This window comes from Azospirillum doebereinerae (genome assembly GCF_003989665.1).
GTDB classification, from domain to species: domain Bacteria; phylum Pseudomonadota; class Alphaproteobacteria; order Azospirillales; family Azospirillaceae; genus Azospirillum; species Azospirillum doebereinerae.
The window spans coordinates 1-25,292 of record NZ_RZIJ01000002.1 but is presented as its reverse complement, the minus strand read 5'-3'; the positions used below and the strand labels follow the sequence as shown (position 1 = coordinate 25,292).

Here is a 25,292-nt window from a genome sequence, read left to right as displayed (position 1 = left end):
CCCATGCCCGAACAGTTCCTTCACGGAGTGGAAGTTGTCGAGATCGACAACGGCCCCCGCCCGATCCGCACCGTCAAATCTTCCATCATCGGCCTCGTCGGCACCGCCCCGCAGGCGGACGCCACTGCCTTTCCGCTGAACACGCCGGTCCTCGTCGCCGGCTCCCGCGCGCAGGCGGCCAAGCTGGGCGACACCGGCACCCTGCCGGCGGCCGTCGACGGCATCTTCGACCAAGCCGGCGCCATGGTGGTGGTGATCCGCGTGGCGGAGGGGACCGGGGCGGACGACTCCGCCAAGGCCTCCGCCACGCTGGCCAACGTCCTGGGTGGGGTGGACGGCGCCACCGGCGCCTACGAGGGCGTCCACGCGCTGCTCGCCGCCCGCACGGTGCTGGGGCTGACCCCGCGCATCCTCTGCGCGCCGGGCTTCACCCACCAGCGCACGGTGGGCGGCGTCACCGGCATCGCCGTGGCGGCGGGCGGCAGCGGCTACACGGCCGGCACCACCACCGTCGCCATCACCGGCAACGGCACCGGGGCGGAGGCCACGGTCACCGTGCTGGACGGCGCCGTCACCGGCATCACCGTCACCAAGCCGGGGCGCGGCTACACCAACGCCAGCGCCACCGTCACCGGGGCCGGCAGCGGCGCCACCGCCACCGTCAACCTCGGTGACGTGGCCAACGCGGTGGTCGCCGAACTGCTCGGCATCGCCGAGCGCACCCGCGCCGTCATCATCGCCGACGGCCCCGGCAGCACGGACGAGGCGGCGGTCGCCTACCGCGGCGACTGGGGCTCGCCGCGCGTGTTCGTGGTGGATCCCTGGGGGCTGGTGACGGCCGACGGCGTCCCCGCCGCCGAGCCGCTGTCGGCCCGCGTCGCCGGGCTGATCGCCCGGATGGACAACGACCGGGGCTTCTGGTGGAGCCCGTCCAACCAGACCATCAACGGCATCGTCGGCACCTCGCGCGCGGTGGACTTCATCCTGGGCGACGCGAACTGCCGGGCCAACTACCTCAACGAGCACGAGGTCGCCACGGTCATCCGCGAGGACGGCTTCCGCCTGTGGGGCAACCGCAGCTGCTCGTCGGATCCCAAATGGGCCTTCCTGTCGGTCCGCCGCACGGCCGACATGATCAACGACAGCCTTCAGCGGGCGCATCTGTGGGCGGTCGACCGCAACATCACCCGCACCTACCTGGAGGACGTGACCGAGGGCGTCAACGCCTACCTCCGCAGCCTCACCGCGCAGGGCGCCATCCTGGGCGGCCGCTGCTGGCCCGACCCCGACCTCAACAGCGCGGCCAACATCGCGCAGGGCAAGGTCTTCTTCAACTTCGACTTCACCCCGCCGTACCCGGCCGAGCACATCACCTTCCGCTCGCATCTGGTGAACGACTACATCGCGGAGATCCTGTAATGGCCATTCAATTTCCCCGCGTCCTGAAGAACATGAGCCTGTTCGTCGACGGTTCCGGCTACGCCGGCCGCGTGGACGTGCTGACGCTTCCCAAGCTGGTCCTCAAGACCGCCGAGCACAGGGCGGGCGGCATGGACATGACGGTCCTGCTGGACATGGGCATGGAGAAGCTCGAAGCCATTCTGAAGCTGTCCGATTTCGATCCGGATCTGTTCCGGTCCTTCGGCCTGCTCGACACCGTCGGCATCCCCGTCACCCTGCGTGGCGCCTTCCAGGCCCAGGGGAGCGCCGAAGTCTCCTCCGTGGTCGTCAGCCTGCGCGGCGGCTGGGTGGAGATGGACGCGGGCGAGTGGAAGATGGGGGGCGAGAAATCCACCCTCACCGTCAAGATGGCCGTCCGCTACTACAAGCTGACGATGAACGGCGACGATCTCGTGGAGATCGACGCCGTCAACATGGTGCGCACCATCGGCGGCATCGACCAGCTCGCCGTCCAGCGGGCCGCCATCGGCCTCTGACCGGCCCACCCCTATCCCAGCACTCCAGCATTGATGGCACGGGCCGGCGGGGCGCGACGCCCCGGACGGCTCGTGCCGTTTTTTCACACGGCAATCGGAAAGGACGGATCAGGACATGGACAACGCGCAGATCATCGGGCCGCGCCGGCTGGCGCTGGCGGCGCCCTTCACGGTCAACGGCCTGGAGGTTTCGGAACTCACCCTGCGGCGCCCCAAGGTCGCGGATCTGCGGCGCATGGACGCCGTGAAGGGCGGCGACCTCGCCAAGACGCTGTGGATGATCGGCCAGCTCGCCGGCCTGTCGCCCCAGGAGGTCGACGAGATCGACGCCGGGGATCTGGAGGCCATCGCGGAGGTGGTGGCGGGTTTTACCGGGAAGGGGCGGGACTAGCCCCCGACGCCCTGTGGGCGGCGATGGCCGATCTGGCCGCTGTCTTTCATTGGCCCCCGTCCGAAATGGACGGAATGGATCCGGCGGAACTCCTGCGCTGGCACGAGCTGGCGCGGGAACGCGGATCCGTGAGCGGAGGCAACCGTGGCTGAACAGAACCTCACCCTCAGCGGCGCCTCCGAGGTGAGCCGGCTGACGGAAACCTTCGCGTCGATGAGACGGACGGTGGACGCGCTGACGGAGCCCTTCGCCCGGCTGTCCCAGTCCGTGGCGAGGCTGGAAGACGGTGGCGCCGCCGTCGTCACGCTGGGAACCCATTTCAAGACGCTGGGCGGCCACATCCAGACGGTCAACGGCCATGTCTCCACCCTGCGCGGCGCCCTCGTCGGCATGGGAACGAAGGGCTTCTCCTTCCTGCTGGAGGGGGCCGCCAACGTCGTCGAGGCCTCGGCGGAGTTCGAGCGATACAAGACCATCCTCACCAACGTCACCGGGTCGCAGGACAAGGCCCAGGCGTCGATGGATTGGCTGTCAGATTTTGCGAAACAGACGCCCTACGATCTGAAGGCCGCAGCGGAAGCCTTCGTGTCGCTGAAGCTTCAGGGCATCGATCCGATGAGCGGCACCTTGCAGAAGCTGGGCGACGCCTCCTCCGCGCTCGGCAAGCCGTTGAAGGAGACCGTGGCGGCGTTCTCGAACGGTCTTTCGGGCAACATGGACGGCTTGAAGTCGTTCGGCGTCACGTCCAAGACCAAGGGCGACACGGTCACCCTGAGCTTCACCGACAAGGACGGGGTGGAGAAGACGCTCAAGGCGGCCAAGACCGACGCCGAGGCGTTGCAGAAGGCCATGCTCGGCGTCTTCGAGGCCAAGGGCTTCGACGGCGCGATGGGCCGGATGTCGGACACCTGGGACGGGATGTGGGAACGGTTTCAGGAAAGCATATCCGATTTCTGGGGGATGATCGGCGACGCCGGCGTCTTCGAAACCCTGAAGGGCAAGCTCAAGACCATCCTGGAGTTGATCGAAGGTTGGCAGGACAACGATAAGCTCAATGCCTGGCTCAAGCAGACCGCCAAAGACTTCGACGAAACCCTCAACGGCATCGAAACCTGGCTGCGCGGCGTCGATTGGACCAAGGCCTGGACGGATCTCTCCGACAGCGTCACCAAGGCCGTCACCACGCTGAAGAGCGCCGTCGACGCCGTGGGCGGATGGGAGCGCGCGGCCGTCATCCTGATGGTGGTGATGAACGGCTCGCTGATTGCATCCGTGATCAACCTGGGCGTGGCCCTGGGCGGGGTGGCGTTCGGGATCGGACGGATCGCCCTGGGCATGGTCACCCTCGCGGGCGGGGGCGTCGTGTCGCTGGCCGCCGCCTTCGTGCGGTTGAACGCCGCCATGGCGGTCAGTGCGGGGCGGATGGCGGTGATGATGTTCGCGCCACTGGTCAAGTACATCGGGGATGTCGTCTTCGCCCTGCGCGCCGGTTACGGCGCCATGACCGCGTTCAATCTCGCGATGGCGGTCAACCCGATGGGTATGGTCATCGCCGGCCTGGTGGCTTTGATCGCCGGGGCGGTGCTGCTCTACCAGAACTGGGACGGGATCGCCGGGTGGTTCTCGGGGCTGTGGGAATCGGTGCGCGCGGCCTTCGACGAGGGATTTGTCCAGGGGGTCCTGGCCCTGCTCACCACCTTCTCTCCCGTGGCGCTGGTGGCGCGGGCGGTGAACGACCTCATCGCCTATTTCACCGGGGTGGACCTCTACGCCGTCGGCGTGGACTGGATCGGTGGCTTTCTCGACGGGTTCAAGGGGGAATGGGAGAGCGTGAAGCTCTTCATGGCGAAGGCGATGGCCGATCTCACCGGTTGGATGCCCGAATGGGCCAGGGAAAAGCTCGGCATCACGATACCCAAGGCGGAACCGGAAGGCCCGGCCGGCGCTCCGGTGGCTTCGCTGAGCGAGGAGCGGGCGGCGCGGCAGGCCAGGAGGCTGGCCTCCGCCGCGTTGGTGGCCGGCGCCGTCGCCGCCGTGCCGGCGGCGGCCTCGCCATCGGCCGTCCAGGCGGTGGCGAACCCGATCCCGGTCGTCCTGCCGCTGCCGGGGGTGGAGGCGGTGGCCCAAGCGGGGCAGGTCCAGACCATGCCTTCGGCTTCGACCATGGCTCCGCCCTGGAAACCGACGTTCCAGCCCGGCGCCTCCCCATCGTTGTCGGCAAAGGCGGCGGGTTTCGCGGGCGGCGGTGGCGGGACGGGCTCCGGCATGGCGTCATCGCCCTTCGCCGCGCCGGGCCGCGCGTCCGGGGCGATCCACGCCCCCGTCACGGTGTCGATCACCGTCAACGGCGTGGCGGAACTGGACGTCCTCCGGCAGGAGGCGGAAGGCGCCGTCCGCCGCGCGCTCGACGAGTGGACGGCCCGCCAGCAATCGGACGCCGATGCGTCCTTGTACGATCCTTATTGACGGAGGCCGGCGGTGGCGGAACGCATCATGTTGGGTTTGGGGGATTTCCGTTTCGAGGTAGGCACCGCCGCGTATCAGGCGATGCAGCGGAACCAGCTTTTCCGGTGGGCGAAGCAGGACCGGATCGGCCGCTTGCCGGCCCTCCAGTTCACCGGCCCGGATCTGCAGACCGTGACCTTGAACGGCGTGATCTTCCCGGCCTTTTCGGGAGGGCTGGGCCAGATCCCCGCCATGCGGGAGATGGCCGCCCGAGGCGAGCCGCTGGAGTTGGTGGCCGGCACCGGTGCGGTGCTGGGCCTCTGGTGCATCCTGAAAGTGGAGGAAAAGCAGGGGGAGTTCCTGGGCGACGGCCGCCCCCGGCAGGTGGACTTTACGCTGGAACTCCAGGAATACGGGGACGACGCCCCGCCCGGCGCCCCGTCCGAAGACCGAATCCGATGACCGAACGCGTGGAGGATCAGCGATGGCGTTTCAATACGTGACCAAGGCGGGCGACGTGGCGGACTGGATCGCCTGGAAACAGTACGGTACCCGGTCCGGCGCCACGGAGGCCTTGCTGGACACCAACCCCGGTCTGGCCGACGCGGGGACCACGCTTCCCGCCGGGCTGACCATCACGCTGCCGGATCTTCCGGCGGCACCGGCGCGGGCGACGATCCGGATTTGGGGGTGATCCATGCGGCCAGTCTTCCGGTTGCTGGCGGGCGGGGTGGACATCACCGCCAACATCCAGGACCGCCTGCTGTCCCTGACCTACAAGGACGAGGCGGAAACCAAATCCGACAGCCTTTCCATCAAGCTCGACGACCGGCCGGACCGCGAGACCGGCGCCCATGTCGCCCTGCCGGTGGTGGGGACCAGGCTGGACCTTTCCCTGGGCTACGCGGAGACCGGTCTGGTCGCCATGGGGGCCTTCACCGTGGACGAGATCAAGCACAGCGGCCCCACGGCCGTGCTGGAGGTGGGCGCCAAGGCGGCGGACATGGCCGGGCCGTTCCGCTCCCCCACCTGCAAATCCTGGGACGGCACCACGCTCGGCGCCATCGCCCAGGAGATCGCCGAGTCCCATGGCTACACGGCCAAGACCGATCCGAAACTGGGCGCCGTGCGGGTGGAGCACGAGGACCAGACCAACGAAAGCCCAATGGCCTTCCTGAACCGTCTGGCGGCCAAGCACGACGGCATCGCCAAGCCGGTCAACGGATTCCTGGTGCTGGCCCCGAAGGGAACAGCCAAATCCGTGACCGGGCAGTCCTTGCCGGCCCTGTCCCTGCGCCCGGAGCGGCTCTCCACTTGGCAGATCAGCTACTCTGCCCGCAAGGAGGCGGGGGAGGCCGCCAAGACCGAGACCCCCGCCGCCGGCAGTGGGGGAGGGGTGCGGACCGCCTATTGGGACAAGGACGCGGCCCGCATGGTGGAGGTGACGGAGGGTGGCCCGCCCTACCAGAACACCCGCTTCGCCTGCGCCGACGCCAAGGCCGCCAAGGCCGAGGCGGCGACCGTGAAGAACGGGCAGGACCGGCAGAAGGCCAAGCTCACCATCGCCTGCATCGGGGATCCCGCCTTCCAGGCCGAGCAGCGGCTGACCCTCGCCGGCTTCCGGCCCGGCCTGCCCACGGATTGGCGGGTGACCAAGGTCGAGCACAAGCTGGAGAAGGGCGGCTACTCCTGCGCCATCGAAGCCGAAGCCTTTCATGAAAATCAAGCCGACGTGGCCAGCAAAAGCCGGGAATGACCCGGATGGCGGCGTCGCGCGGCCCCGGCCGGCTCCCTTTGCAACGAGGCGCCGCGCCGCGCCGTCCAGGAGTTCACGATGGACAACAGAAGCGCCTTTCTCGAACTCGCGGTGAACGGGGCGGTCGCCTCCTTCGGCGCCATGGCCAATTACCTCTACGCCCACATCGCCAAGAACGTGCCGCTCAACTGGCTGCGTTTCCTGAGCACCATCGGGCTCGGGTTCTTCATCGGGCAGGTCGTCGGCGATTTCCTGCCGACGGACTTCGCTTACCGGGACGGAACCCTGCTGATCGCGGGGTTCTCCGTCTATCCGCTGTTGCAAATCCTCGAAATCAAGGGCGTGGAGTTCGTGGGCCGGCATCTGGGCGTCGGCCCGCTGACCGCCCCCTCCGCCCGCAAGCGCAAGGACGGCTCCAATGCCTGACATCGCCAAGCTGAAGGCGGATCTGATCCGCGACGAAGACCTGCGGCTGAAGCCCTACCGCTGCACCGCCGGGAAGATCACCATCGGGGTGGGCCGGAACCTCGACGACGTGGGCGTCACCAAGGCCGAGGCGCTGATTCTTCTCGACAACGACGTGGCCCGTGTCACCGCCGATCTCGACCGGACTCTGCCGTGGTGGCGGAAATTGGACGAGCCGCGCCGCCGCGCCCTGGCGAACATGGCCTTCAACCTGGGCATCGACCGTCTGCGCGGGTTCCGCAAGATGCTGACCGCCCTGGAGGCCGGGGATTACGCCCGCGCGGCGGCGGAGGCGCAGGACAGCCTGTGGGCCTCCCAGGTCGGGGGCCGTACCGCCCGCATCGTCCAGACGTTCCGCAGCGGCGTGTGACGCCGCCATCCCTCATCCAATGCGAAAAAGAAAGGAGCAAGCATGCCGCTCAACGTCATCCTGCGCGCCTTGTCGCAGCCCTCGACCTACGCCGGGCTGTCCGGCGTGGCCGGCGCCGTGGGGCTGTCGGCCCCGGAGTTCCAGGCCGTCGCCTCGCTGCTGGCGGCCCTGTTCGGCGTCGCCGCCATGGTCCTGAACGAGCGGGGCACTTGAGCCGCCCCGTGCCTTACCGATTCCCCCTGCCCCCGGCGCTTCGGCGCCGGGGGCTTTTTGCGTTCCGTCCCCGCGCTGGAACCCGATCGGAACTCCGCCGTTTCACAGGCGCGGGGAATGCGGATATCGTGCAGGCTCCGTTTCGTCGAGACCGCTGCCGAGGTGCCGTTTTGGGTTGGATCGTCAAAACGCTGGTGTTGTGCTTCGTGGTCGGCTTCATCCTGTCGGTCCTGCGGATCGACCCGGCCAGCATCCTCACCAACAGCTGGGAAACCATCAAGGACATCGTCGATCTGATGCTCGACGCCGGGCACTGGGCGCTGCCCTACATCCTGGTCGGCGCGGTGATCGTCGTTCCCTTGTCGGTGATCGGCGCCTTGCTGCGCTGGTCGCGCTCGCGGCCCCGCTCCTGATCCTTCCCTCCGGGCAAAAAAATAGGAGGCCCGTTTCCGGGCCTCCCAACGAAACAGGGAGGGTATAAGAGACAAGCCAAGGAATAGGCCTGTTCCGGACGTCTTGCCTTGATCCACATCAATGGTGCGCGAAGAGAGGCGATCCGGACAGAAAAAAACCGGAGACATCCAGGGATGCTCCGGTTCAGTGAATACAGGGAGGGTTAGAGATGGCGAAACCCTAACCGAACCGCATAAGCCTTTCGTTGATCTGCATCAAATTAAGCGAAAATTCTTTGCTTCCCGTCTCAGCCGTGGCTGTGGCCCTGATGCCCGTACAGCACGCTGGGGTCGGTCTCGACCTCCTGGATCACCTCCAGCGTTCCGTCGCGCCACGCGCGGTAGAAGCAGCTGCGCCGGCCGGTGTGGCAGGCGACGCCGTCCTGCTCCACGACCAGCAGCAGCGTGTCGCCGTCGCAATCGACGCGGAAGTCCTTCAGGCGCTGAACCTGGCCGGAGGTCTCGCCCTTGCGCCACAGCCCGCCGCGCGAGCGCGACCAGTAACAGACCCGGCCGGTGGTCAGCGTCTCGACGACCGCGTCGCGGTTCATCCAGGCCATCATCAGAATCTCGCCGCTGCCCTCGGCCTGCGCGATGGCCGGAACCAGCCCGTCCGCCGTGAAGCGGATGGCGTCCAGCACCGCGTCGAACGCGTTCGCGTCCGTCATGCCCTGTCTCCTGAAAAGTGGACGCCCGTCACAGGGCGTCGTTGAAGCGGCGGAACGCGTTGTCGAGGTCGCGGATCAGATCGTCGGGATGCTCCAGCCCGGCGTGCAGGCGCAGCACGATCCCCGGATCGGTCCAGCGGGTGGCCGACCGCACGGCGGCGGGACGGGCCGGCAGGATCAGGCTTTCGAAGCCGCCCCAGGAATAGCCCATGCCGAACAGTTCCAGATCGTCCAGCATCGCGGCCAGCGCGGCGCGCGGCGCCGGCTTGACAACGATGGAGAACAACCCGCTGGATCCGGTGAAGTCGCGCTTCCACAGGGCGTGGCCGGGGAAATCGGCGCGCGCCGGGTGCAACACGCGGGTCACCTCCGGGCGGGCGGCGAGCCAGTCGGCGAGGATGAGCGCGCTCTCCTGGTGCTGGCGCATGCGCACGGCCAGGGTGCGCAGGCCGCGCAGGCCGAGGAACAGGTCGTCCGGCCCGGCGCAGGTGCCGAACCGAGTCGCGGCCTTCTTGACCGTGGTCCACAGCGCCTCGTCGCGGCAGGTGACGACGCCCAGCATCGCGTCGGCGTGGCCGACCATGTATTTGGTCGCGGCGTGGATCGAGACGTCGACTCCATGGTCGAAGGGGCGGAAGAAAAGCGGCGTCGCCCAGGTGTTGTCCAGCAGCACGGTGGCGCCGACCGTCCTGGCGGCCGCCGCGATCGCCGGGACGTCCTGGATTTCGAAGGTCAGCGAGCCCGGCGATTCGAGGAAGACGACGCTGGTGTTCGGCTTCAGCAGCGACGAAATCCCGGCGCCGACGGTGGGGTCGAAGAACTCGACCTCCACGCCGTAGGGGATCAGCGTCTCCTTAACGAATCGGCGGGTCGGACCATAGGCGCTGTCGGTGATCAGCACATGGTCGCCGGTCTTGGTGAAGGCGGTCAGCGCGGTGGCGATGGCGGCGAGGCCCGAGCCGGTGTTGACCGACCGGTAGCCGCCCTCCAACTCGGCCGCCGCCTTTTCGAAGGCGAAGGTGGTCGGCGTGCCGATGCGCCCGTAATTGACGATGTCGTGGGGGTTGCGGTCGCCTTCCTCCAGCGCGTCGAGCGTCGGGAACAACACGGTCGAGCAATGGTAGACCGGCGGATTCACGATCCCGTGGTTGGCGCGCGGGTCGCGGCCGGCGTGGACGAGAATGGTGTCCTTGGTGACGTCCTTCATCGACTGTCCATCTTTGCTGGAGGCTGTTCAAAACCTGTTCAAATCGGGCCGAACATCTTGTCACCGCAGGGCGCTTCCCGCCATCGCGGATTCAGCGGAACGGCCGCTTTCCCGTCGTCTTGTTCTGGTAACACCATCGACGCACAGAGGATTCGACAAGTCGGATCAAGTTGATGCACTCTTGTCACGCGCGCATGGCTGCATCGCGATCCGGGCAGGTCCCGGAGGGCGGGGTGGCCGGGCGCGTCGTCAGACCGCTCAAACGCGGATAACGCAAGAACAGGGTGGAGCTTAAAAAGATGAAATCGGAACTCCTGGCCGCCGCCGCGGCGGCCGTGGTTGTCACCGTCGCCGCCGGTGCCGGCGCCGCCACGCTCGACACCGTCAAACAGCGCGGTTTCGTGCAGTGCGGCGTCAACGCCGGCCTCCCCGGCTTCGGCAACCCGGACAGCGCCGGCAACTGGACCGGCCTGGACGTTGATTTCTGCCGTGCCGTCGCGGTCGCGGTCTTCAACGATCCGAACAAGATCAAGTTCACCCCGTTGTCGGCCCAGCAGCGCTTCCCCGCCATCCAGTCGGGCGAAGTCGACCTGCTGTCGCGCAACACCACCGTCACGCTGACCCGCGACACCTCGGTCGGCCTGAACTTCGCCCCCGTCACCTACTACGACGGCCAGGGCTTCATGGTGAACAAGAAGCTTGGTGTGAAGAGCGCCAAGGAGCTGAACGGCGCCACCGTCTGCGTCCAGTCCGGCACCACCACCGAGCTGAACCTCGCGGACTACTTCCGCGCCAACAACATGAGCTACAACCCGGTCGTCATCGAGTCGAACGACGAGGTCAACGCGGCCTACTTCGCCGGCCGCTGCGACGTTCTGACGACCGACGTGTCGGGCCTCGCCGGCACCCGCGCGGGCGTCGCCCCGGTTCCCGACGACCACGTCATCCTGCCGGAGGTTATCTCCAAGGAGCCGCTGGCCCCGGCCGTCCGCCACGGCGACGACCAGTGGTTCGACATCGTCAAGTGGACGGTCAACGTCACCATCCAGGCCGAGGAGTTCGGCATCAACTCCAAGAACGTCGACGAGTTCGTGAATTCCAAGAACCCGGACATCCAGCGCTTCCTCGGCACCTCGCCCGGCATGGGCAAGGCGCTCGGCCTGGATGAGAAGTACGCCTACAACGTGATTAAGAAGGCCGGCAACTACGGTGAGATCTTCGACCGCAACGTCGGTCCGGGCACGCCCCTGAAGCTGGAGCGCGGTCTGAACGCGCTGTGGACCAAGGGCGGCCTGCAGTACTCCGCTCCGTTCCGGTAAGCCGATCGGCGAGGGCCGCCCGCCACAACAGGGGGCGGGCGGCCCTTCAAGGGTCTAGGGCGACCGCGAAGGGCGTCATCGAAGCGCCCGCGCATCACGTCGCATTTGGGAGACATGTCGCCTCCGCCGGTGTGGGAAAAATCCGGAAGCACGTCCGGGAACGCGTGGACACCGCACGGAGCGCGATGGTTGGGGGAGTTAGTCCGTGGCGACCGAGACCCGGACCACCCAGGGTGCGCCCGCACCCGGTGGCACATCGTTTTCCCTCAGCGACCCGACGTTCCGCGCGATCGTCTACCAGATCCTGGTGGTCGGCGCGGTCGTTCTGGTCGGCTGGTTTCTGATCTCCAACACGCTGGACAATCTGGCGCGGCGGTCCATCGCCACCGGGTACAGCTTCCTGGAGCGCGAGGCGTCGTTTGGCATCGGCGAGTCGATCATCGACTATTCGCCCAAGGACACCTACGGCCGCGCGTTCCTGGTCGGCGTGCTGAACACGCTGAAGGTGTCGGTGATCGGCATCCTGCTGGCGACCGTGATCGGCACGCTGATCGGCGTCGCCCGGCTGTCGAGCAACTGGCTGATCGCCAAGCTGGCCTCGACCTACGTCGAGATCATCCGCAACATCCCGCCGCTGCTCCAGCTGTTCTTCTGGTACGCGCTGGTGTCGGACAGCCTGCCGCCGGTGCGCAACGCGCTCAACCCGCTGCCGGGCGTCTTCCTGTCCCAGCGCGGCCTGTGGGTGCCGGGGCTGTCGCACAGCCCGGTGTGGACCATGATGGCGGTCGCCTTCGCGGTCGCGGTGGTGGGGACCTTCGCGCTGAGCCGCTGGGCCAAGGGCCGGCAGGCGCGCACCGGACAAATCTTCCCGATGGCCCGCGCCGGCCTGGGGCTGCTGATCGGGCTGCCGCTGCTCGCCTACATCCTGGGCGGGATGCCGACCGCGCTCGACATGCCCAAGCTGACCGGCTTCAACTTCGTCGGCGGCAAGGCGCTGTCCCCGGAGTTCTTCGCGATCCTGACCGGCCTGACCGTCTACACCTCCGCCTTCATCGCCGAGGTGGTGCGCAGCGGCATCGTCGCCGTGAACTGGGGCCAGACCGAGGCGGCCCGCGCGCTGGGCCTGCCCAGCGGGCCGACGCTGCGTCTGGTGATCCTGCCGCAGGCGCTGCGCGTGATCGTGCCGCCGCTGACCAGCCAGTACCTGAACCTGACCAAGAACAGCTCGCTGGCGCTGGCCATCGGCTATCCCGATCTGGTGTCGATCGCCAACACCACGCTGAACCAGACGGGGCAGGCGATCGAGGGCGTGACGATGATCATGGGCACCTACCTGACCATCAGCCTCAGCATCTCGATCTTCATGAACTGGTACAACAAGCGCATCGCGCTGGTGGAGCGCTAACGGATGACCGACACCGTCAAACACGTCGGACTGCCGGACGAACGTCCGCCGTCCAACATCGTCGGCCCCGTCGCGTGGCTGCGGAACAACCTGTTCAACACCTGGTACAACGCGATCCTGACCGTGCTGGTCCTGCTGCTGCTGGCCACGGCGGTCCCGCCCTTCATCACGTGGCTCTTCGTCACGGCGCACGGCTTCGACGCCACCTCGCAGGAATGCCGGGCCGGCGGCGGCGCCTGCTGGGGCTTCATCGGGGAGAAGCTGCGCTTCATCCTGTTCGGCACCTTCCCCTATGACGAGCAGTGGCGGCCGCTGCTGACCATCGTCATCTTCATCGCGCTGCTGGTGGGGAGCTGCGACCGCCGCTTCTGGAAGCCGTGGCTCGGTCTCGTCTGGGCCGTCGGTCTGACGGCGGTCGGCATCCTGATGTGGGGTGGGGTGTTCGGCCTGACCCCGGTCGAGAACACGCTGTGGGGCGGTTTGCCGCTGACGCTGATCCTGTCGGTGATCGGTCTGGCGGTGGCGTTCCCGGCGGCGATCCTGCTGGCGCTGGGCCGGCGGTCGAACATGCCGGCGGTCAAGGTGCTCTGCGTCACCTACATCGAATTGATCCGGGGCGTGCCGCTGATCAGCCTGCTGTTCATGGCCTCGGTGATGTTCCCGCTGTTCCTGCCCAACGGCGTGTCGGTGGACAAGCTGCTGCGCGCCCAGGTCGCCTTCATCATGTTCGCCGCCGCCTACATGGCCGAGGCGATTCGCGGCGGTCTCCAGGCGATCCCCAAGGGCCAGTACGAGGCGGCCGATGGCTTGGGCCTCAGCTACTGGCAGAAGATGCTGAAGATCATCCTGCCGCAGGCGCTGGCCATCGCCATCCCGCCGCTGGTGAACACCTTCATCAGCTTCTTCAAGGACACCTCGCTGGTCATCATCATCGGTCTCTACGACCTGCTGGGCGCCGGCAAGGTGGCGCTGTCCGATCCGTCCTGGCGCGGTTTCTACCGTGAATCCTATCTGTTCGTCGGCGTGATCTACTGGGTCTTCTGCTTCAGCATGTCCAAGTACAGCCAGAAGCTGGAACGCGACCTGAACCGCAGCCATCGCCGTTAAGGGAGAGCATCATCATGTCGCAGGCCGCCCATCAGGCCCAACACGTTCTCAGCGGCGAAGAGATCATCCGCTGCACGGGCGTCAACAAGTGGTACGGCGAGTTCCACGTCCTCAAGAACATCGACCTCAGCGTCCAGAAGGGCGAGCGCATCGTCGTCTGCGGCCCATCGGGTTCCGGCAAGTCGACGATGATCCGCTGCCTCAACCGGCTGGAGGAGCACCAGAAGGGCACCATCGTCGTCGACGGGATCGAGCTGACCAACAACCTGAAGAACATCGAACTGGTGCGCCGCGAGGTCGGCATGGTGTTCCAGCACTTCAACCTGTTCCCCCACCTGACGGTGCTGGAGAACTGCACGCTGGCCCCGATCTGGGTCCGCAAGAAACCCAAGGCCGAGGCCGAGGACATCGCCATGCGCTACCTCAAGCGCGTGCGCATCGCCGAGCAGGCCCACAAGTACCCCGGCCAGCTCTCCGGCGGGCAGCAGCAGCGCGTCGCCATCGCGCGGTCGCTGTGCATGAGCCCGAAGGTGATGCTGTTCGACGAGCCGACCTCCGCGCTCGACCCGGAAATGGTTAAGGAGGTGCTGGACGTCATGATCGGGCTGGCCGAGGACGGCATGACGATGCTCTGCGTGACCCACGAGATGGGCTTTGCCAAGAGCGTCGCCGACCGCGTGATCTTCATGGACCGGGGCGAGATCGTCGAGCAGGACACGCCGGACAGCTTCTTCACCAACCCGAAGTCGGACCGCACGCGACTGTTCCTCAGCCAGATTCTGAATCACTGATCGCCTGAAACAAAAGGCGCTTTTTCCCGGCGTGCGGCGCAATGAGCAGTGGCGATGCACGCCGGTTTCAGGTTCAATCTTGTCCCGTTACGCGCTGTCGGCTGCAACGCACAACGGAGACCCTGCCTCATGGATCTGCTCAGCCCCCGCCCTGGCGTCGTACAGATCAAGCCCTACCGGGCGCAGAGGCCGCCCAAGGACGGGCGCCGCTGGATCGATCTGTCGCTGACCCAGAATCCCCTGGGGCCGAGTCCGGCGGCGCTGGCCGCCTACCGCAACGCCGCGTCCCACATCCACCGTTATCCCGACTGGGGCCAGGACGCGCTGCGCCACGCCATCGCGCGGCGGCATTCCGTCGACGTCGACCACATCGTCTGCTCCGCCGGGTCGGAGGAACTGATCCATCTGGTCACCCAGGCCTTCGCCGGGCCGGGCGACGAGGTGCTCTGCCACGAGCATGGCTATCGCGGTTTTCTCAAGGCGGTCCGCGCGGCGGGCGCCACGGCGGTGATCGCGGCGGAGCGCGACATGGTGGTCGACGTCCAGGCGATGATCGACCGCGCCAACGAGCGCACCAAGCTCTGCTTCCTGGCCAACCCGAACAACCCGACCGGGACCTACATCCCCATCGAGGCCGTGCAGCGCCTTCGCGCCGGCCTGCCGTCGCACACGCTGCTGGTGCTCGATTCGGCCTACGCCGATTACTGCCGGCGGCCCGACTACAGCGACGGCACGGAGATCGTCGAGACCTCCGACAACGTGCTGATGATCCAGACCTTTTCGAAGATGCACGGTCTGGCGGGGCTGCGGGTCGGCTGGGGCTACGGCCCGGCCGGGGTGATCGAGGCGATCAACGCCATCCGCAACGCCTTCAACGTCGGCGCCCCGGCCCAGGCCGCCGCGACCGCCGCGCTGACCGACCGCGACCATGAGGACGCGACCTACGCCCACAACGCCGTGTGGCTGCCTTGGCTGTCCCGAGAGTTGGAGCGGGTGGGGCTGCGGGTCTACCCCAGCGTCTGCAACTTCGTGCTGGCCCGCGTGCCGCCGGACCCGTCGATGGGCGTTCAGGCGGTGATCGACCATCTGGCCGGGCGGGGCATTTTGGTGAAGCCCGTCGCCGATTATGGCCTGCCGGACTGCCTGCGCATCACGGTCGGGCGCGAAGAGGAAAGCAAGGCGCTGATCGCGGCTTTGGCCGAGATATTGGGCTGACGGCGGATTGGATCGTTGTTAAAAGGCAAAGGTCCTAATGCTTGACGCAGATGAACGCAGATAGACACAGATGAATTTCGGATGCTTATGTCCGGCAAAAGAGCCGGTAGGCATCATTCTTAATCTGTGTCTATCTGTGTTCATCTGCGTCAAAAATAAAAATCTTACTTAGTCTTCACTCCACGATGGGAATGTGCGACCCCGCGCTCTTCGGCAGCGGCCCGCCGATCCGGGGATCCGGGATCTCGCGCACCACATGCCGGACCGGGACGAAGCCCATGCTCTGGTAGAGGGGCAGTGCCTTGGGGTGGTCGAAGCTGCAGGTGTTGACCACAAGCTTCCGCGTCCGCCCCTGCCACGCCAGCCGGATCGCCGTATCGAGCAGCCAGGGGCCGAGCTTCAACCCGATGAAGTCCGGGATCAGGCCGAAATAGGCCAGATCGGTCGCCGCGTCCCGCCGGTCGATCTCGGCGTAGCCGGCGGGCGTGCCGTTCACGTAGAGAACCCAGACCTCGACGCGCGGGTCCTCGATGCTGCGCTCCAGCTCCTTGCGGGGCAGACGGCGGCGCTCGTGCCACAGCCAGGGCTCGCCGACCGTGTCGTAGAGGTAGCGGTAGAAGGACCAACTCGGCGGGTTTGCGCGGACCAGCGCCAGATCGCCCTTGGGCCGGGCCACCGGCTCGCGGGTCGGCGGGGCGGTCATCTCCAGATAGGTGACGATGACGGACAATTGCCCCGGCTTCACGGCCTTGGGCAGAGCGGGGCGCATCAGGGAGAAGGTTTCGTCAGCCATTTCTGCATCATCGTAGCGGGCGATCTGGCATAGCCCAGCGTTTCGTAGAAGGCCAGCACCCGTTGGTTGGTCTCGCGGACCAGAAGCTGGACCTTGGGCATGCCGGCCTCACGCAGCCACGCCTCGGCGGCCTCGACCATGCGCCGGCCATAGCCGTGTCCCTGTTGGGCGGGATCGACGGCGACGTAATAGATCCAGCCCCGGTGCCCCTCCTGCCCGGCCATCGCGCTCGCCACGATCCGGCCGTCCAGCGTGCCGAGCAGGATCGTGGCGTTCGGCTTGGACAAGGCCAGCGCGATGTCGGCGAACGGGTCGTTCCAGGGAACGACCAGCCCGCAGGCGGTCCACAACGCCGCCACCGCGTCGCTGTCCTCCGGAACGCAGTCGCGGAGGAGGAGCGGCGCGTTCACGCCGTCCTCGGCCCGGTTTCCATCGGCAGGTCCGTGCGCAAGCCCCATTCGGCCCAGGAGCCGTCGTAGATCGCCACGTCGGTCTTGCCGGCCGTCGCCAACCCCAGCGCGATCACGCAGGCCGTGATGCCGCTGCCGCAGGACGCCACGACCGGCCGGTCGAGGTCCAGCCCGGCGGCCTCCGCCTTGGCCCGGATGGCCTCGGGCGGCAGCAGGGTCTTGCTGGCCGGGTCCATCAGGTCGGTGTGGGGCAGGTTGAAGCTGCCGGGGATCCGCCCGCTGCGGCGGCCGGGCCAGGGCTCGGCGGCGTTGCCCTCGAAGCGGGCTTGCGCGCGGGCGTCGGCCACTTGGTCGGCCTTGCGGTCGATGTTGGCGAGCACGTCCTCGACGCTGCGGACCAGTTCGGGGCGCAGGCGGGCGGTGAAGCTCCTGGGCTCGGCGGCCGGGGCGGTGCCGGCTTCGGTCGCGCGATCCTCGGCAAGCCATTTCGGGAAGCCGCCGTCCAGCACCGCGACCTTGTCGTGACCGAACAGCCGGAACATCCACCACACCCGCGCCGCCGCCGTGGCGATGCCGGCGGTGTCGTAGGCCACCACGGTGTCGCCGTCGCCGATGCCCAGCGCGCCGATCTTGGCGGCGAAGGTCGCCTCGTCCGGCACCATGTGGGGCAGGGGATGCGTGTCCGGCGCCGAGATGTCGTCCACGTCGACGAATCGCGCGCCGGGAATGTGGCGCTCGGCGAACTCCGCCTGGGTGTCGCGGTTCTGCGCGGCGAAATACCAAGAGGCGTCCAGCAGCTTCAGACCCGGACGGCCGAGGTTGCGGGCCAGCCATTCGGTGGAGACCACGGGGCCGGGCAGAGCCTCGACGGGGGTGTCGGTCATGACGGCGTTTCCTTCCTCAATCCTTCAGCGCGATGACGACGCGCCGGTTCTGTTTGCCCTTGTTCTCGATCTTGGTGACCTCGATGCCGCCGATCTCGCCGGTGCGGGCCACATGGGTGCCGCCGCAGGGTTGGAGATCGACGCCCTCCACGTCCAGCAGCCGCACCCGGCCGGAGCCGGTCGGCGGCTTCACCGACATGGTGCGCACCAGATCGGGGGAGGCCGCCATCTCGTCGTCGGTGATCCAGCGGGTACCGATGGAGGTGTTGGCGGCGATCAGCGCGTTGATGGCGGCGGTGATGGCGTCCTTGTCCAGGCTCTCGGCCGGAACGTTGAAATCGAGCCGGCTCTTGTCCGCCCCGATCTGCCCGCCGGTGACGGAGCCGGGAACCACCGCGCAGAGCAGGTGCAGCGCCGTGTGCATCCGCATGTGGCGGTGGCGGCGCTCCCAGTCGAGCACCGCCTCCACCTCGGCGCCGGGAGCGGGGAGGGCGGCGTCTTCCTCCGGCACGTGGATCACGTCGTCGGGGCCACCGTCGCCCTTCATCGTGTCCCTGATTCGGATCTCGGCACCGCCGACGCGCAGCACCCCGGTGTCGCCGGGCTGCCCGCCGCCGGTCGGGTAGAAGACCGTCCGGTCGAGCCGGATGCCGCGCTCGTCCACCGCCGTGACGGTGGCGGTGCAGCTTCGGGCGTAGGCGTCGTCGCGGAAAAGCGCGTCCATCGTGAAGAACCCCGTGGAAGGAATCAGGCGAGCCAATCGGGCACGGGGAGATTCTTCTCACGGAGGAACTCGGGATTGAAGAGCTTCGATTGATAACGCTGCCCCCCGTCGCACAGAATCGTCACGACGGTGTGGCCCGGCCCCAGATCGCGCGCCACGCGGATGGCGGCGGCGATGTTGATGCCCGACGACCCGCCCAGCACCAGACCCTGTTCCTTGATCAGGTCGAAGATGATCGGCAGCGCTTCCTCGTCGGTGATCTGGAGCGCCTGGTCGATCGGCGCGCCTTCCAGATTGGCGGTGATGCGTCCCTGGCCGATGCCCTCGGTGATCGAGCTGCCTTCCGCCTTCAACTCCCCATAGGCGTAGTAGTTGTACAGCGAGGCGCCCATCGGGTCGGCCAGCGCGATGCGGATGTTCGGGTTCCGCTCCTTCAGCGCCAGCCCGATGCCGGCCAGCGTGCCGCCGCTGCCGACCGCGCAGGTGAAGGCGTCGATGCGGCCCTCGGTCTGCTCCCAGATCTCCGGGCCGGTGGTCAGGCGATGGCCCTCGCGGTTGGCGACGTTGTCGAACTGGTTGGCCCAGATGGCGCCGTTCGGCTCGGACTTCGCCAGTTCCTCGGCCAAGCGGCCGGAATAGCGCACGTAGTTGTCGGGGTTGGAGTAGGGGACCGCCGGTACCAGACGCAGATCCGCGCCGATCAGGCGCAGCATGTCCTTCTTCTCCTGGCTCTGGGTCTCCGGCATGACGATGACGGTGCGGTAGCCCAGCGCGTTGCCGACCAGCGCCAGCCCGATGCCGGTGTTGCCGGCCGTGCCCTCGACGATGGTGCCGCCGGGGCGCAGCAGGCCGCGCCGCTCGGCGTCCTGCACGATGGCCAGCGCCGCGCGGTCCTTCACCGACCCGCCGGGGTTCAGGAACTCCGCCTTGCCGAGGATGTCGCACCCCGTCGCCTTCGAGGGGCCTTCCAGGCGGATCAGCGGCGTGTTGCCGATGGCGCCGATGAAGCCGTTGCGGATGTCCACGGCAAGCTCTCCTGATGTCGGATGATGTTTCGCATCTCTACTATCGGGGGATAACCGCCTCCGTTCAAGACGGGGTTGTGGAACCCAGCATTGAACGGCTTTTTCTCGTGAAAACTACGCCCCTTCGCCGAGCCAGCGCTGGCGCAGCGAGGCGCGATGGCGGGCCAGCCAGCCGACCGCGATGATGGCGACGGAGTTGCGCAGCCGGTTCTCGTCCATCATGCGGATCACCTCGTCGGCCGGCAGGACCATGATGCGGATGTCCTCGTGCTCCTCCTCCAGCCCGCCGGTCTCCTTGAGGCCGCGGCTGTCGACCCGGCCGCAGAAGACGAAGACCTGCTCGGTGAAGGCGCCGGGGCTGACGAAGTAGTCGCCGATGGATTCCATCTCTGCGATGGCGCAGCCGGCCTCCTCCATCGCCTCGCGGCGGGCGACCTCGTCCGGAGTCTCGCCGTCGCCGACCATGCCGGCGACGATCTCGGTCATCCAGGCGGGGCCGCCGGCGGCGGCGGAGCCGACGCGGAATTGCTCGATCATCACCAGCGCATCACGTTCCGGGTCGTAGAGCAGCACGCCGACCGCCGGCCCCCGGTCGCAGACTTCGCGAGGCGGCAGCACGTCGGTCCAGCTTCCGTCGAACTTCTTGTGGCGCAGGCGGTAGACGTCGATGGTCAGAAAGCCTTTGTAGGCGGTCTTCTTGTCCACGATCTCGATGTCGGGGTGGTTCATGGTGCGCTGGCTCCCTGAGGCGGGACGCGAAGGTCCGGCTCCCCAGGGTTTACCGCATCCCGGTCGCTCTACAAGGTGGGATTCAGACGCAGGAAGCGCACGCGGTCGGCCGACGGCACCGACACCGGCGCCAGCGTCGCGCCGCGCAGCAGTTCCAGCGGCACCACCACCCCGGCCGGTCCCAAGCCCCAGAGCTTGCGGTAGAAATCGGCCAGACCGCTGAAGCGCTGCCCGCCGACTCCGACGATCTGGTCGCCCGGCCGCACCCCCGCCGATTCGGCCGGGCCGCGCGGCGACACCCGCTCCACCACCAGCCGGCCCTGCTCCTCGCGCAGCGTCACGCCCAGCCAGGGGCGCGCCGGTTCCTGCCGCTTGCCGTAGGCCAGCAGGTCGGCCAGGATCGGCTCCAGCGCCGAGACGGGGACGAACATGTTGCCGGGCAGGCCGCGCCCCTCCATCGCCTGGGCGACCAGCAGGGAGCCGACCCCGATCAGCCGGCCGCCGCTGTCCACCAGCGCCGCCCCGTTGAAGGCGCGAATCGGCGGGAAGGTGAAGAGCGCCTCGTCCAGCAGATACTCCCAATAGCCGGCGAACTCGCGCTTGCCGACCACCTTGACCGCCGCCGCCGAGCGGGCCTTGCCACCGCTCAGGGCCAGCAGGGCGTCGCCCTCCGACACCGCCTTCGAGTCGCCCAGCCGTATCCAGGGCGATTCGAATCCCAGCCCGGCGCGCAGCAGGCTCAGCCCGCTGACCGGGTCGTAGGCGGCCAGGGTGGCCGGGTATTCCTTGCCTTCCAGCGTGGTGACCCGGATTTCCGAGGCCTCCATCACGGTGTAGCCGATGGTCAGAATCAGGCCGGAGCCGTCGATGACGATGCCGCTGCCCTCGCGCTCGGTCCCCAAATTCCGGGAGCTTTGGGTGTCGGGCGGGGCCACGGCGGACACGCCGACCACGGCGCGCATCAGCCGTTCGGCATCCAGGCCCGTCAGGCCCTCGGCCCGGCCGGGCGGCGCGGCCCATAGCATCGTGAAAAACAGAAGAAGCGCGGCGCATCGCGACGCGCGCGTGGCTGTGACGACGACCCGCATGCTGCCGCCCTCCCGCAAGCGCGATCCCGACGCCGGGGCCGCTCCTCTTCACATTGCGCGCGAGTCGCGCTGCATCAAGGCGTGACCGGAACCGGCCGTATGAAACATTGCCGGCCCGGCGGGTGTTGTTCCCGGCAAGCACGTCGCAACCGGACAGGAGAAGCCACCATGCCCATCGCCAGCGAGCAGGATCTGGAGCGCGCCATGGACGAATTCCAGCGCTTGACCGACGCGCCCGAGGATTCCGAGCAAGGCGAACGACGCAGGGTTCTGGACGCGGACATCAAGGCGTATTACGCCCAACATTCCGACGAGCTGAGGCCCGGCAAGCCACGCCACGAGTGAGGGTGCCGTTCTCCCTCGGGCGCCGCCAATGAACCAGAGGGGATCGGTCCGCGATGAAGCGATTAGACACCTGCTACACCTGCCGCTTCTGGGAGGGGCAGGGACTGCGCCAGCGCGGACCGAAGGGCATCTGCCGCCGCTTCCCGCCGGTGGTCACCCCGCGCAATCCCGAGGGCGCCTTTCCCATCACCCTGTCCACCGACTGGTGCGGAGAATGGAAACGGGTGGCGTCGCAGGCTGTCGAATCGGATCCCGACAGCACCATCTACGACGACCTCGTCAGCTAGAGAGGCTGTCTGGAAGGCGGCCGGACCGTTCAACGGGGCAGGGGAGCGATGATCATCATCCGGGTCGCCTCCGGCAGAGGCCGGACACCGTCCTCCGCCGTCATGGCCGCCCAATCCGCGCTCAGCACCGCCAGGGCCGCCATGGTGGCGACGGCGAACAGGAGGACGGCGCTGACGCAATCGCGTGGCCGCATCGGCGCGTTGACGGAGGGGGAGTCCACGGAACGATCGGTGGATCGGCCCAAGGCGTGAGGCAGGGAGATCGGCAGAAGCATGGCGTCCTCCAACGGGGGAGAATCGGCCGAGCGACGACTCGGTTGTGATCTGCCTGGAAGTTTAAACCTATAGGCCCGCGTGCGGCAGTTCGCTTCCGGCAGGGCAGCGCCGTCTTTTGGGCGTAGCCGAAGGCCCTAGGCTGAAATCGCCTGTGCTTTCGTGAAGGAGTGGGGAAATGAAAGAAGGCCGGATGATAAAAGCATCCGGCCTTCTTTGATCTGGCTCCCGGTGCTGGACTCGAACCAGCGACAAGCGGATTAACAGTCCGCTGCTCTACCAACTGAGCTAACCGGGATCGGAGACCCGCATTGGGGCCGCCGTTGTTGGCGTGGGCGGGTGTATAGCGAAACTTCTTCGGTCTGCCAAGCCCTATTGCTCAGAAAAATTCATGATCTTGCCCGTTCATCTCTCGCAACGCTTTCGGAGCGCGCTACGGTCGGCGCGGCGCCGCGCGTTTTGCCACGTCGCCGTTGGCATGGAAAATGCCTATTCCTCTCTATGACTTTCGGAGGGGATGCCGATGTTGGATGCCAGACTGATTTCGGGAAGCGCCGCCAGGAACGACGAGCGGCGGGACGAAACCTATTGGCTGGAACGCCTGTCCCAAACCAAAGCGGTTCTTGTGGGAAAGGATACGTTCCCTCTCGAATTTGCGATCCTGCTGTTCAATCTGGATTACGCGGATCTGCGGGTTTGCGGTTGCAGCATGCTGATCGAGATCCTGCCGGCGGGCCTTGCCGCGCTCCAGTCGCGCCGGACCTTTCCCGAACAAGCCCAAAGGGTCGCTTCGCATTTTGCACCATGAGCGTCGTATCGACTTTCCTTTTGCGAGGGGTAATCACAATTCGCTGAAGCTCGTTTCAAGGAAAATATACAGCAAAATTAATGGTAATTCGCCTTTCCGGGCGCTTCCGATTTGGAAGCGTGACGGCATCCATCGGGCCTGACGCCGTTCGTCACGGCCGCCAAGGCCCGACCGCTGCCATCGCCCGATTGGACGACAGGCCGGATGATCGGGTCGGGGAGGATCAGCGCCGCCGGATCATCGTGACGCCACCCACCGTCCGGTCGAGGAAGGCGATCACCGCCTCCGGCTTGGTGCCGACGGTCGACGCGGCGCAGGACACCCACCACCGCGCCATGGCGGTGGTCCAGCCGTAACGGTCGGCGACGGCGTCTATGTCCAGGGGCGCGGTCCTGGCGGCGATGGCAACGGATGGAACGGGATCGGCGCCGGTGCTCTCAATGGGCTGGAGATGTCTCATGGTCGTCTCGCTGAGAGGGGGGCGTCCGCTGAGGCGGAGCTTGCTTCCCAACAGTCGAGCGGGCCAAATCGAACGGCTGACCAGAAGGATAGTTCGCCGATTCTTTCAGGAGGCCGTTTTCCCGTTCTCGCAGGGCGGCAGGCCGGAAGAGACGTGTGAAGCCAAGAAAAGGGCAAGACCGACGATGATCTTGTCAGGACAACCGGATTTTGGGACGTTGACGGCCTGATCGGGCTTCAGGGGAAGAACGCTCCCCTTGCGCTTGGGATGGAGGCACGGGCGGGAATCGAACCCACGTACACGGATTTGCAGTCCGCTGCATCACCACTCTGCCACCGCGTTTTCCTAAGGAAATCAATGGTCTAAGCCGCCCAATAGCCCCCTCGCTCCTTGGGAGCAAGATGGGAGCAAAATGGCTTACGTCGAGAAACGGGGGCAAAGCCTGCGGGTGGTCGTGCGGGTCCGGGGCAAGGTCGAGGCCCAACGGACTTTCCCCCTGGAAGCCGTCGAGGAAGCCCGGAAGTGGGGCGAGGAACAGGAAGCCGCCCTTGGAGTCGTGGGGAGGGGCAGGGGAGGCAAGCGCGAGTCCGTGGCGCCCCGTAGGACGCTTCAGGATGCACCCGAACCGAAACCGGCCGTCGATCTACCGGCCAGCGCCACAGGCTACCCTCTGACGCTTCGCGAGGCCCTTACCCGCTATCTCACCGAAGAGAGTCCGAAGAAGAAGGGCCACGAACAGGAAAAGGGCCGGATCGGCTCTTGGCTGGCTCTCCCTCTGGCCGACAAGCGCATGGTGGATATAACCACGGTGGAGCTTGTGGAATGGCGGCAGGCTGAAGAACAGCGGAAAGGCTGTCGAGGGCTTCCGATTTCCCCGTCAACGATCCGTAATAAGCTGGCAATCCTGTCCGCTATCTACCAACACGCCCGTAGCGAATGGGCGATGCCTGATCTTCAGAACCCTGTCCGCGGTGTGAAACTCCCGAAGAACCGGAAAGGGCGCGATGTCCGCCTTACGACAATCCAGCGTGAGGAACTGTGGAAGGAGCTTCGTAACCCAATCCGCAAACCCTACCTGTATTATATCGCCTGCCTTGCGGCTCTAACAGCAATGAGGCAGGGGGAGCTTTGGCAAATTGCACGTTGGGAGTGCTGGGATAAGGCGAACGTAATTCACCTGACGGACACGAAGAACGGCGATAACCGGGACGTTCCCCTTTCCACAGAGGCTGTGAAGGTTCTGCGGGAATGGTGGGTTGAACAAGGTAGGCCGACTACTGGCCCTCTGTTTCCCGACGTGATGCGCCCCGGCACCGTTGTTCGCTCTTACCAGAAGGTCATTAGGGCAATCCGCAAAAGAAACCCTAGCTTTCCGCACATCACATTCCATGATCTTCGCCATATCGCGGCAACAGACCTAAGCAAGCGGCTTTCCAACGTGCTTGAATTGTCGGCTGTGACAGGGCGCCGCAGCATTCAGGTGTTGAAGCGTTATTATAACCCAGACGCCTCAGAACTTGCATCTAAGCTAGGCTGACAGCGGGTGAGGGGCTTTGTCCCCTCCCTTGCTTGCTGTTGGCTCTCGCAACGTTTACGGAACCTCTTAGCGCCTCCCTTGACGTGCGGTGCGATTGATGTTGGTGCCTCCGCCTCCGCCTCCGCCTCCGCCTCCGCCTCCGCCTCCGCCTCCGCCTCCGCCTCCGCCTCCGCCTCCGCCTCCGCCTC

Annotated in this window: 32 protein-coding genes and 1 tRNA gene; 21 read left to right on the top strand and 12 right to left on the bottom strand. The window is 66.8% G+C overall.

Annotated features, from left to right (window positions below):
- Window positions 1–3 precede the first annotated feature (3 nt).
- The 12 genes from EJ913_RS32925 to EJ913_RS03340 all read left to right on the top strand — a co-directional run bounded on the left by EJ913_RS32925 (window position 4) and on the right by EJ913_RS03340 (window position 7,990).
- On the top strand, window positions 4–1,419 hold the full coding sequence (locus tag EJ913_RS32925; protein ID WP_126994807.1) for a phage tail sheath C-terminal domain-containing protein: 1,416 nt from the start codon (window positions 4–6) through the stop codon (window positions 1,417–1,419).
- Window positions 1,419–1,937 (top strand): phage major tail tube protein, encoded by a 519-nt coding sequence (locus EJ913_RS03385; protein ID WP_126994805.1) that lies wholly within the window; start codon window positions 1,419–1,421, stop codon window positions 1,935–1,937. The genes EJ913_RS32925 and EJ913_RS03385 overlap by 1 nt, the downstream gene beginning before the upstream one ends.
- Window positions 1,938–2,052: 115 nt before the next feature.
- Window positions 2,053–2,328, top strand: a complete 276-nt coding sequence (locus EJ913_RS03380; RefSeq protein WP_126994803.1) for a phage tail assembly protein — start codon at window positions 2,053–2,055, stop codon at window positions 2,326–2,328.
- 23 nt (window positions 2,329–2,351) lie between these two features.
- The gene (locus tag EJ913_RS32920; RefSeq protein WP_126994801.1) at window positions 2,352–2,480 is read left to right on the top strand and encodes a GpE family phage tail protein; all 129 of its coding nucleotides are present in this window, start codon (window positions 2,352–2,354) and stop codon (window positions 2,478–2,480) included.
- A complete protein-coding gene (locus EJ913_RS03370) occupies window positions 2,473–4,794 on the top strand; it encodes a tape measure protein (protein WP_126994799.1) in 2,322 nt (773 codons plus the stop codon). The genes EJ913_RS32920 and EJ913_RS03370 overlap by 8 nt, the downstream gene beginning before the upstream one ends.
- Window positions 4,795–4,806: 12 nt before the next feature.
- Window positions 4,807–5,235: a phage tail protein gene (locus EJ913_RS03365; protein WP_211098868.1), complete on the top strand. Its 429-nt coding sequence runs from the start codon at window positions 4,807–4,809 to the stop codon at window positions 5,233–5,235.
- Between the two features lie 22 nt (window positions 5,236–5,257).
- A complete protein-coding gene (locus tag EJ913_RS03360) occupies window positions 5,258–5,467 on the top strand; it encodes a tail protein X (protein WP_126994798.1) in 210 nt (69 codons plus the stop codon).
- 3 nt (window positions 5,468–5,470) lie between these two features.
- Window positions 5,471–6,529 (top strand): phage late control D family protein, encoded by a 1,059-nt coding sequence (locus tag EJ913_RS03355; protein ID WP_126994796.1) that lies wholly within the window; start codon window positions 5,471–5,473, stop codon window positions 6,527–6,529.
- Between the two features lie 78 nt (window positions 6,530–6,607).
- Complete coding sequence (locus tag EJ913_RS03350; RefSeq protein WP_126994794.1) at window positions 6,608–6,955, top strand: hypothetical protein; 348 nt, start codon at window positions 6,608–6,610, stop codon at window positions 6,953–6,955.
- On the top strand, window positions 6,948–7,364 hold the full coding sequence (locus tag EJ913_RS03345) for a glycoside hydrolase family protein (RefSeq protein ID WP_126994792.1): 417 nt from the start codon (window positions 6,948–6,950) through the stop codon (window positions 7,362–7,364). The genes EJ913_RS03350 and EJ913_RS03345 overlap by 8 nt, the downstream gene beginning before the upstream one ends.
- 42 nt (window positions 7,365–7,406) lie before the next feature.
- Complete coding sequence (locus EJ913_RS31510; protein ID WP_185909673.1) at window positions 7,407–7,577, top strand: hypothetical protein; 171 nt, start codon at window positions 7,407–7,409, stop codon at window positions 7,575–7,577.
- Window positions 7,578–7,747: 170 nt separating this feature from the next.
- Complete coding sequence (locus EJ913_RS03340) at window positions 7,748–7,990, top strand: DUF6460 domain-containing protein (RefSeq protein WP_238520176.1); 243 nt, start codon at window positions 7,748–7,750, stop codon at window positions 7,988–7,990.
- Between the two features lie 287 nt (window positions 7,991–8,277).
- Here EJ913_RS03340 and hisI read toward each other — a convergent pair whose 3' ends face one another.
- Together hisI and metC are read right to left on the bottom strand one after the other, a co-directional pair.
- Window positions 8,278–8,697 carry a phosphoribosyl-AMP cyclohydrolase gene (gene hisI / locus EJ913_RS03335; protein WP_126994788.1) on the bottom strand — a complete coding sequence of 140 codons (420 nt, stop codon included), beginning with the start codon at window positions 8,695–8,697 and terminating at the stop codon, window positions 8,278–8,280.
- Window positions 8,698–8,725: 28 nt separating this feature from the next.
- Complete coding sequence (metC, locus tag EJ913_RS03330) at window positions 8,726–9,904, bottom strand: cystathionine beta-lyase (RefSeq protein ID WP_126994786.1); 1,179 nt, start codon at window positions 9,902–9,904, stop codon at window positions 8,726–8,728.
- 299 nt (window positions 9,905–10,203) lie between these two features.
- On the opposite strand from metC, the gene EJ913_RS03325 reads away from it, so the two are divergent.
- The 5 genes from EJ913_RS03325 to EJ913_RS03305 all read left to right on the top strand — a co-directional run bounded on the left by EJ913_RS03325 (window position 10,204) and on the right by EJ913_RS03305 (window position 15,741).
- Window positions 10,204–11,223, top strand: coding sequence for an amino acid ABC transporter substrate-binding protein (locus tag EJ913_RS03325; RefSeq protein WP_126994784.1), 1,020 nt, complete (start codon window positions 10,204–10,206; stop codon window positions 11,221–11,223).
- Window positions 11,224–11,428: 205 nt separating this feature from the next.
- Window positions 11,429–12,628, top strand: coding sequence for an amino acid ABC transporter permease (locus tag EJ913_RS03320; protein ID WP_126994782.1), 1,200 nt, complete (start codon window positions 11,429–11,431; stop codon window positions 12,626–12,628).
- 3 nt (window positions 12,629–12,631) lie between these two features.
- A complete protein-coding gene (locus EJ913_RS03315) occupies window positions 12,632–13,735 on the top strand; it encodes an amino acid ABC transporter permease (RefSeq protein WP_126994780.1) in 1,104 nt (367 codons plus the stop codon).
- A gap of 14 nt (window positions 13,736–13,749) precedes the next feature.
- Window positions 13,750–14,526, top strand: a complete 777-nt coding sequence (locus EJ913_RS03310) for an amino acid ABC transporter ATP-binding protein (protein WP_126994778.1) — start codon at window positions 13,750–13,752, stop codon at window positions 14,524–14,526.
- 129 nt (window positions 14,527–14,655) lie between these two features.
- Entirely contained in the window at window positions 14,656–15,741 is a 1,086-nt protein-coding gene (locus EJ913_RS03305; RefSeq protein ID WP_126994776.1) for a pyridoxal phosphate-dependent aminotransferase, read from the top strand.
- Between the two features lie 175 nt (window positions 15,742–15,916).
- Here EJ913_RS03305 and EJ913_RS03300 read toward each other — a convergent pair whose 3' ends face one another.
- The 7 genes from EJ913_RS03300 to EJ913_RS03270 form a co-directional block, all read right to left on the bottom strand.
- Window positions 15,917–16,534, bottom strand: a complete 618-nt coding sequence (locus EJ913_RS03300; protein WP_126994774.1) for a GNAT family N-acetyltransferase — start codon at window positions 16,532–16,534, stop codon at window positions 15,917–15,919.
- Window positions 16,510–16,944, bottom strand: coding sequence for a GNAT family acetyltransferase (locus EJ913_RS03295; protein WP_211098867.1), 435 nt, complete (start codon window positions 16,942–16,944; stop codon window positions 16,510–16,512). The genes EJ913_RS03300 and EJ913_RS03295 overlap by 25 nt, the downstream gene beginning before the upstream one ends.
- On the bottom strand, window positions 16,941–17,828 hold the full coding sequence (locus tag EJ913_RS03290) for a rhodanese-like domain-containing protein (protein ID WP_126994770.1): 888 nt from the start codon (window positions 17,826–17,828) through the stop codon (window positions 16,941–16,943). The genes EJ913_RS03295 and EJ913_RS03290 overlap by 4 nt, the downstream gene beginning before the upstream one ends.
- 16 nt (window positions 17,829–17,844) lie before the next feature.
- A complete protein-coding gene (locus EJ913_RS03285; protein WP_126994768.1) occupies window positions 17,845–18,552 on the bottom strand; it encodes an alanyl-tRNA editing protein in 708 nt (235 codons plus the stop codon).
- 23 nt (window positions 18,553–18,575) lie between these two features.
- Entirely contained in the window at window positions 18,576–19,577 is a 1,002-nt protein-coding gene (locus EJ913_RS03280) for a cysteine synthase A (RefSeq protein ID WP_126994766.1), read from the bottom strand.
- A gap of 114 nt (window positions 19,578–19,691) precedes the next feature.
- Window positions 19,692–20,306, bottom strand: a complete 615-nt coding sequence (locus EJ913_RS03275) for an NUDIX domain-containing protein (RefSeq protein ID WP_126994764.1) — start codon at window positions 20,304–20,306, stop codon at window positions 19,692–19,694.
- A 68-nt stretch (window positions 20,307–20,374) separates the two neighbouring features.
- Entirely contained in the window at window positions 20,375–21,394 is a 1,020-nt protein-coding gene (locus EJ913_RS03270) for a S1C family serine protease (protein ID WP_126994762.1), read from the bottom strand.
- Window positions 21,395–21,562: 168 nt separating this feature from the next.
- On the opposite strand from EJ913_RS03270, the gene EJ913_RS31505 reads away from it, so the two are divergent.
- Both EJ913_RS31505 and EJ913_RS03265 read left to right on the top strand, forming a co-directional pair.
- Window positions 21,563–21,739, top strand: a complete 177-nt coding sequence (locus EJ913_RS31505) for a hypothetical protein (RefSeq protein WP_185909672.1) — start codon at window positions 21,563–21,565, stop codon at window positions 21,737–21,739.
- Between the two features lie 53 nt (window positions 21,740–21,792).
- Entirely contained in the window at window positions 21,793–22,026 is a 234-nt protein-coding gene (locus tag EJ913_RS03265) for a hypothetical protein (protein ID WP_126994760.1), read from the top strand.
- 29 nt (window positions 22,027–22,055) lie between these two features.
- Here the strand turns inward: EJ913_RS03265 and EJ913_RS03260 are convergent, their stop codons facing one another.
- Entirely contained in the window at window positions 22,056–22,247 is a 192-nt protein-coding gene (locus tag EJ913_RS03260) for a hypothetical protein (RefSeq protein WP_126994758.1), read from the bottom strand.
- A 274-nt stretch (window positions 22,248–22,521) separates the two neighbouring features.
- A tRNA-Asn gene (locus tag EJ913_RS03255) sits at window positions 22,522–22,597 on the bottom strand.
- Window positions 22,598–22,816: 219 nt separating this feature from the next.
- Between EJ913_RS03255 and EJ913_RS03250 the strand changes: the two genes are divergently transcribed.
- On the top strand, window positions 22,817–23,107 hold the full coding sequence (locus EJ913_RS03250; RefSeq protein ID WP_126994756.1) for a hypothetical protein: 291 nt from the start codon (window positions 22,817–22,819) through the stop codon (window positions 23,105–23,107).
- Between the two features lie 223 nt (window positions 23,108–23,330).
- Here the strand turns inward: EJ913_RS03250 and EJ913_RS03245 are convergent, their stop codons facing one another.
- Window positions 23,331–23,567, bottom strand: a complete 237-nt coding sequence (locus EJ913_RS03245; RefSeq protein ID WP_126994754.1) for a hypothetical protein — start codon at window positions 23,565–23,567, stop codon at window positions 23,331–23,333.
- 412 nt (window positions 23,568–23,979) lie between these two features.
- Between EJ913_RS03245 and EJ913_RS03235 the strand changes: the two genes are divergently transcribed.
- The gene (locus tag EJ913_RS03235) at window positions 23,980–25,104 is read left to right on the top strand and encodes a tyrosine-type recombinase/integrase (RefSeq protein WP_126994752.1); all 1,125 of its coding nucleotides are present in this window, start codon (window positions 23,980–23,982) and stop codon (window positions 25,102–25,104) included.
- Window positions 25,105–25,292 lie beyond the last annotated feature (188 nt).